This is a genomic window from Moraxella bovoculi 237, assembly GCF_000696305.2.
Classification (GTDB): domain Bacteria; phylum Pseudomonadota; class Gammaproteobacteria; order Pseudomonadales; family Moraxellaceae; genus Moraxella; species Moraxella bovoculi.
In genome coordinates, this window is sequence record NZ_AOMT01000003.1 from 1 (window position 1) to 6,352 (window position 6,352).

General features: G+C 46.5%; 6 protein-coding genes. 5 read left to right on the plus strand and 1 reads right to left on the minus strand.

Annotated elements, in window-relative coordinates:
• Window positions 1–125 precede the first annotated feature (125 nt).
• Entirely contained in the window at window positions 126–1,181 is a 1,056-nt protein-coding gene (locus MBO_RS00195) for a hypothetical protein (RefSeq protein WP_036361799.1), read from the plus strand.
• Between the two features lie 71 nt (window positions 1,182–1,252).
• On the opposite strand, the gene erpA is transcribed toward MBO_RS00195, so the two are convergent.
• Entirely contained in the window at window positions 1,253–1,585 is a 333-nt protein-coding gene (erpA, locus tag MBO_RS00200; protein WP_036361802.1) for an iron-sulfur cluster insertion protein ErpA, read from the minus strand.
• 118 nt (window positions 1,586–1,703) lie between these two features.
• Here erpA and MBO_RS00205 point away from each other — a divergent pair, with 118 nt between their 5' ends.
• From MBO_RS00205 to MBO_RS00220, 4 genes are read left to right on the plus strand one after another with little or no spacing between them, the layout of a single operon-like run.
• On the plus strand, window positions 1,704–3,623 hold the full coding sequence (locus MBO_RS00205) for an ABC-F family ATP-binding cassette domain-containing protein (protein ID WP_036361804.1): 1,920 nt from the start codon (window positions 1,704–1,706) through the stop codon (window positions 3,621–3,623).
• Window positions 3,623–4,234 (plus strand): J domain-containing protein, encoded by a 612-nt coding sequence (locus tag MBO_RS00210; RefSeq protein ID WP_036361807.1) that lies wholly within the window; start codon window positions 3,623–3,625, stop codon window positions 4,232–4,234. The genes MBO_RS00205 and MBO_RS00210 overlap by 1 nt, the downstream gene beginning before the upstream one ends.
• A 15-nt stretch (window positions 4,235–4,249) precedes the next feature.
• A complete protein-coding gene (locus MBO_RS00215) occupies window positions 4,250–5,218 on the plus strand; it encodes a YheT family hydrolase (protein WP_036361811.1) in 969 nt (322 codons plus the stop codon).
• Window positions 5,218–6,330 carry a metallophosphoesterase gene (locus MBO_RS00220; protein ID WP_036361814.1) on the plus strand — a complete coding sequence of 371 codons (1,113 nt, stop codon included), beginning with the start codon at window positions 5,218–5,220 and terminating at the stop codon, window positions 6,328–6,330. Before MBO_RS00215 ends, MBO_RS00220 begins: the two co-directional genes overlap by 1 nt.
• Window positions 6,331–6,352 lie beyond the last annotated feature (22 nt).

Consider the following 6,352-nt stretch of genomic DNA (forward strand, 5'->3'; position numbering starts at 1 on the left):
AAGTTACAATTCATTACTTTAAACTTACTAAAACCCTACTGAATTTTGCTCAAAAATGGCTTATAATATACCATTAAATACTGAGGTATCGTTTTTTATTCATTTTATTGTATAGGATTCTAACTATGTCAATCTACACAACGAAAGCCAGACGCCCATCATGGCGTGGTATCCTTGCAGGACTTTTAATGGGTCTTGTGGTGTCTATGATCATGCTAGCATTGGCACTGGTGCTAAGCTCATTCTTGTCGCTAGACTTGCGTGGTGCTGGTATTGCAGCAGGTATTTATGCAGCGGTAACAGCATTGTTGAGCGCTTTTGTGGCAGGTTTTTTTGCTGTCAAAGCATCAGCGCCAGAAGCATTATTTGGTGATGGTACGGACATTTTGCCAAAAGACGCCGCATTGACTGGTATCTTGACAGCCGCCGCCATCGTGGTCATCACTTCTGTTTTTGCCATGAACAGCGTGTCAGGCATCGTAAGAACAGCAGGTAATGCGGTTGGCACGACAGCGAGCGCCATCGGTGGTGCTGCCAGTGCTGTAACCTCTACGGCAGCGACAGTAGCAGGTGCAGGTGTGGCAGCTACTAATTCTGACGGTGTCAATATTACTGACCGCGCCCAAGAGCTTTACCAAAAAGCGACTGGCAACATCAGCCGTCAAGACATCGAAGCGTGGGTGGCTAAAAATAACGACACCTTTGACCAAGCGCAAATCGGTGCAACAGTAAATGTGCTAGAAGGCATGCTTAACGAAACTAAAGCTGATTTGGCAGAGATGGATTTTACTAATCTAGACACCTGGAAAAACATTGACCAGTATGCTAAGCAGCGTGCTGACGAAGTTGAGGGTGTTTTGAAAGATCAAGAGCTTGTTAATCGTCTACAAGCTGAAGGTCTAAGCCAAGCTCAGGCGGTTGAAGTGCAACAAGAAACTTTGGCTTCTTATCATGAATACCGTGCAGCCACCGAGCAAGCAGTTGCTGATGCACGAGTAAAAATGGAACAAACACTACAAACTGCCGAAGAAACTGCTCGCAAAGCGGCTTTGTATTCAGGTCTGTTCTGGTTAATCAGCACGCTACTGACTTTCTTGGCGAGCATCGCTGGCGCACGCACTGCCGCTGCTAACTATCGCTTGGCTGCCGCACCAGTCGTACTGCGTGATGAGCACAAGTAATCAATTTTAAAATTGATCAAAAAACCTGCCAGCTGGCAGGTTTTTTTGAATTTAAATACAATGAAATTAAATTAAATCGAAAAGGACGAACCGCAGCCACAAGTGGTGGTGGCGTTGGGGTTATTGACCACAAAGCGAGAGCCTTCTAGCCCTTCGACATAGTCGATGGTTGACCCGTGCAGATATTGATAGCTTAAGCTGTCAACAACCAAGACTGCATCGCCATTTAGGAAAGTTGCGTCATCCTCCTCCATGTCTTCAGCAAAATCAAAGCCATAAGAAAACCCTGAGCATCCGCCGCCTGTCACATACACGCGCAGCATCAGCGCCTCATTGCCTTCGGCGGCTTTTAGCTTGGATAGTTTTTTGGCGGCATTATCGGTGAGAGTCATTACATTGTTCATTGTAGTCTCTTGATTTTATTTTGTTATTACAGTGATTATACCATAATTGGTGCAAATTTTATTTATGCAAGGGGTAGGTCTGCTATAATATGCAAATCTTATTCTTGGAAGATTTGTCGTGATTGAATTTAAAGATGTGGCGGTGCGCCGAGAAGGGCGATTGCTGTTTAGCGAAGTAAATTTACAACTTCACAAGCCACAAAAAATTGGTTTGACGGGTAATAACGGTACGGGAAAATCCACCTTGTTCGCCACCATCTTGGGTGAGCATCAGACGGATGTGGGTCAAATCGAAATGCCTAGTAATTGGCAAATTGCTCACATGGCGCAAGAAGTGCACGCCACGCAGATGCGCGCCATTGATTATGTATTATCTGGTGATGGCGAGTGGTATGAGCTTAATCAAAAGCTACAAAACCAAGACGAGCTTTCCGAGAGTGAGATTGCGCCGATTTATGGGCGTTTCGAGGAAATTGATGGTTTTCGTACGCCAACCAAGGCGGCGCAGATCTTATCTGGGCTCGGTTTTGGTGGAGATGAGCATAAGCGTGTAGTAGCGACATTCTCTGGTGGTTGGCGAATGAGGCTTAACCTGGCTCGCACACTCATGCACAGGGCTGATGTGCTGCTGCTGGATGAGCCGACCAATCACTTAGATTTGGATGCGATCTTGTGGCTCGAAGAATGGCTGTCGAAATTCGATGGGCTTATCATGCTGATCAGTCACGATCAGGAATTTTTGGACGGGGTTTGTGGGCATATTTTACACATTGAACATGGTAAGATCACACTATATACAGGTAACTACAGTCAATTTGTCCGTACGCGCAGCGAAAGGCTAGCACAGCAGCAGCAAGCCTTTGAAAAACAGCAAGCAACTCGGGCGCATCTAGAAGATTATATTCGCCGTTTTCGTGCGAAAGCAACTAAGGCAAAACAGGCTCAGAGTCGTATTAAGCAACTATCGCGTATGACTGAGCTGGCGCCTGTGATGGCGGACAGCGCATTTAGCTTCCAGTTTTATCCGCCCAGCCATATGGCAAGCCCATTGATTAGTCTTGAGAATGCATCGATTGGCTATGATGATAAAGCGCTGATTACCAAGGTTAATCTGCAGATTACCCCTGATGTTCGGCTTGGTATTCTCGGGGCAAATGGTGCGGGCAAATCAACCCTGATTAAGGCTTTGGTGGGTGAATTGCCGCTCATAGATGGTAAGCATAAAGTATCCGAAACCTTAAAGCTTGGCTATTTTAATCAACATCAGATGGATTCATTAGATGATAATGCTACGCCGATGGTCATGTTAAGACGTTTGGCAGGTGCGACTTCGGATGCAGATTTGCGCGCATTTTTGGGGAGTTTTGATTTTCGTGGTGATAAGATTGACACGGAATGCTGTCTGTTCTCAGGTGGTGAGCGTGCACGACTGACATTGGCGCTCATCGTGTGGCAGCGCCCTAATGTGTTGGTGCTTGATGAGCCGACGAACCATCTTGATTTACAAATGCGAAATGCGCTGATGCTCGCCTTGCAGAACTTTGAGGGTGCGCTGATTTTGGTATCGCATGATCGTGGATTGATTACATCGGTGTGTGATAGCTTGATCTTGGTTGCAAATGGTCGCGCTGATGAATTTACAGGCGACATGGCAGACTATGCTGAGCATCTAAAACAAGCCCGTCTTGAAAAACAAGCGCGTAGCAATGCTGTCTCTGAGAGTAAGCCTCCTAACGATACCAAAGAGCTGTCAAAGGAAGAAAAGCGCAAGCTTGCCGCCCAATATCGCAATAAAACCGCACCGCTGCGCAAACAGATTGACAAGCTCGAAAAGCAGCTAGTAAAACACAGCGAAAATTTGGCAAATATCGAGGTACAATTGTCAGATCAAAGTCTGTATGACGATACGAATAAAGATAAGCTGTTGGCGTTGTTAGCTGGGCAAACCGACGCCCAAAAACAGCTGGCAGAAGTTGAAGAGTCGTTACTCATGGCGCTGGATGAGCTTGAGAATCTGGAAGCGTCTTTGGAGATCTGATGTCAAGGCAGTCTGATTTGGTTGATTATTATCTGGTGCTTGGTGTCTCTAAGTCGGCAAGTCTGCCCGAGATTAAGCGCGCCTACCGTAGGCTTGCGCTCATCCATCATCCTGACAGACAGGGCGATCCTGCCCAGATTGTGCTGATTAATGAGGCTTATGCCACCTTAAAAGACACCCAAAAACGCGCCAAATATGACGTGATTCACGCCGTGCATTTTAGTGCAATGGGGCAGGTGACTGCCAAGGCCATGACACGCATCCGATCATCGCAGACCATCATGACTGGGCTTAGAAAATTTGAGTCTCATGCGCGAGCTTTGTCTAACTTTGCTCAAACACAACTACAAAAGAACGACGGCCAGCTCCTAAAAAATGCCAAAACCTTGCTGATGAGAATCAATCAGCTGTCCAAAATGGCAACCAATCAGATGCCAATCATCGCCATGGATGCCAAGATTGCCAGCCAAGGTGGCGATATTTATTTTAATCATCATGGGCAGATGGTGCGTGCAAGCTTGCCGGCGGGGCTGAGCGATGGCGCAAAAATTAAGCTGATGATTAAAGGTGAGCCCGTTTGGTTTGTAATTAAGATAAGAAATAATGAATAAAAATGAGAGAGCGTCATGAAAGAGAATCAATTTTTGCCACCGCTGTGGCTAAAAAATCCACATTTACAGACAATTTTACCGCGTTATCTGGTGAAATTTACACCAAATTATCAGCGCAAGCTATTAAAGGACTCTCTTGATGAGAGTGATGTGGCTTTTGACTTTCTGCCGATGGATGATAAACGTGGCGAAGATGGTCGATTAGCCACGCCGATCGTGGTTTTATTTCATGGCATGGAAGGCTCAAGCCAAAGCCACTACGCCAAAACACTTGCCAAAAATGTGCAGGCAGCGGGGTTTCATTTCGTGGTGGCGCATTTTCGCTCCTGTGGTGGTGTGGCAGTTTCTGGCAAAGTGTTTTATAATGCAGGCGACACGGCCGAAGTGCATCATTATTTAAAAAATCTAAACAAGGAATATCAAACAGTCTATGCCATCGGCGTGTCGTTGGGCGGTAATGCATTGGCCAAATACATGGGTGAATATGGTCACGACGCCATCTGCCAACGTGCGGTCGTGGTCTCTGCGCCGGTGGATCTGGCAAGTGCATCCATCGCCATGGAGCGATTGCTCGGCAAAAGAATCTATACCCCATATTTATTAAATCCGATCATCAAAAAAGCCTTAGAGAATCGCTTGACTGATGCAGAAATTACCGCATTAAAAGCTGCCAAACGAATGGGTGATTTTGATAATGTATTCACCGCACCAAGGCACGGATTTCATTCTAAGAATGACTACTACCGTCAAGCATCTGCATTGCCTTATCTTAGATCAATCAATAAGCCAACCTTAATTATCACCGCCAAAGATGATCCGTTTTTGGGTGTGACGGCAGAGGCGGGCGATGTGTCAGAGGATGTGAAATTGCTCGATACAGCCTATGGCGGGCACATCGGCTTTGTGGGTTATGATTATGCCACGCGCACGTTTGATTTGGATTTTGTGGCGAATCAAGCCCTAAGATTTTTTGGGGAAGGCTGATGCGTATTGTATTTATGTTAATCACGGTTGCTTTGTTTCAACTGTGTGCCTTTATGGTGGGTCGTGGGATATTTTGGTTGATCCAGCCTTGGCTGCCTAATGCGCGAACGTGGGTGGTGATTGCCACCTTGGTGGTGAGTAATCTATTTTTGGCGACGTTATTCCTTGGGCAATTTCGCATTGCGCTGGGTTATTTATCGGTGCTTTGGCTTGGTGTGCTGACCATTGCCGTGATTTGTGTGATGAATGTATTATGCCAGAAGCTAAGCCTTGCAAATGCGCAAGTTTATGACGTGGGCATTCGAGCGGCTGCGCTGTGCGGTTTCGTTGGGCTGATTGGCATGTCGCTTTATAATGCCTATACGCCGACAGTGCGCCATCTATCAATACAAATTGATAAGCCAATGGCTCATCCTGTGCGTCTGGCATTGGCGTCCGATCTGCACCTAGGGAGAATGTTCGGGGTGAATCAGCTTGAGCAGTTGGCGAATATTCTAAAGCAAGAACGTGCCGAACTACTCCTAATGCCAGGGGATATCATGGATGATAATACCCATGTGTATGAAGCGCAAAACATGCGTCCCGCCTTTGGTTCCGTAGTCTCTGCTGCCAGTAGCGGTGTGGTGGCGAGTCTTGGCAATCACGACCTGTATGATGTGTCATCTCGCCGCGCCATTGCCGAAGCGGTACGTGCCACAGGTGCGGTATTATTGGATGATCAGGTGGCTGTCATCAATGTAGGAGGTGTGCTGTTGTCCCTGATTGGTCGCTTTGATGATCATAAGACAGACAGAAAAACAACCGAGCAGCTATTGGCAGAACTACCCCAAGAAGCCCAAGAGTATCCTGTCATCCTGTTGGATCATCGCCCAAGTCAGGTTGATGAGAATGTGCAGCTGCCCATCGATGTACAGGTGTCGGGACACACGCATAATGGTCAGATTTTCCCTGCAAACTTCATCGTAAAAATTCTCAATCGAGTCAGCTACGGACATAAAGAAATTAACAATACGCACGTCATCGTATCGTCAGGCTATGGCTTTTGGGGGATTCCTTTTAGGCTTGGTTCGCAGTCGGAGGTTTGGGTGATTGAATTATCGGGTAAGAAATAATTGGAATCATAAAAAAAGCGTT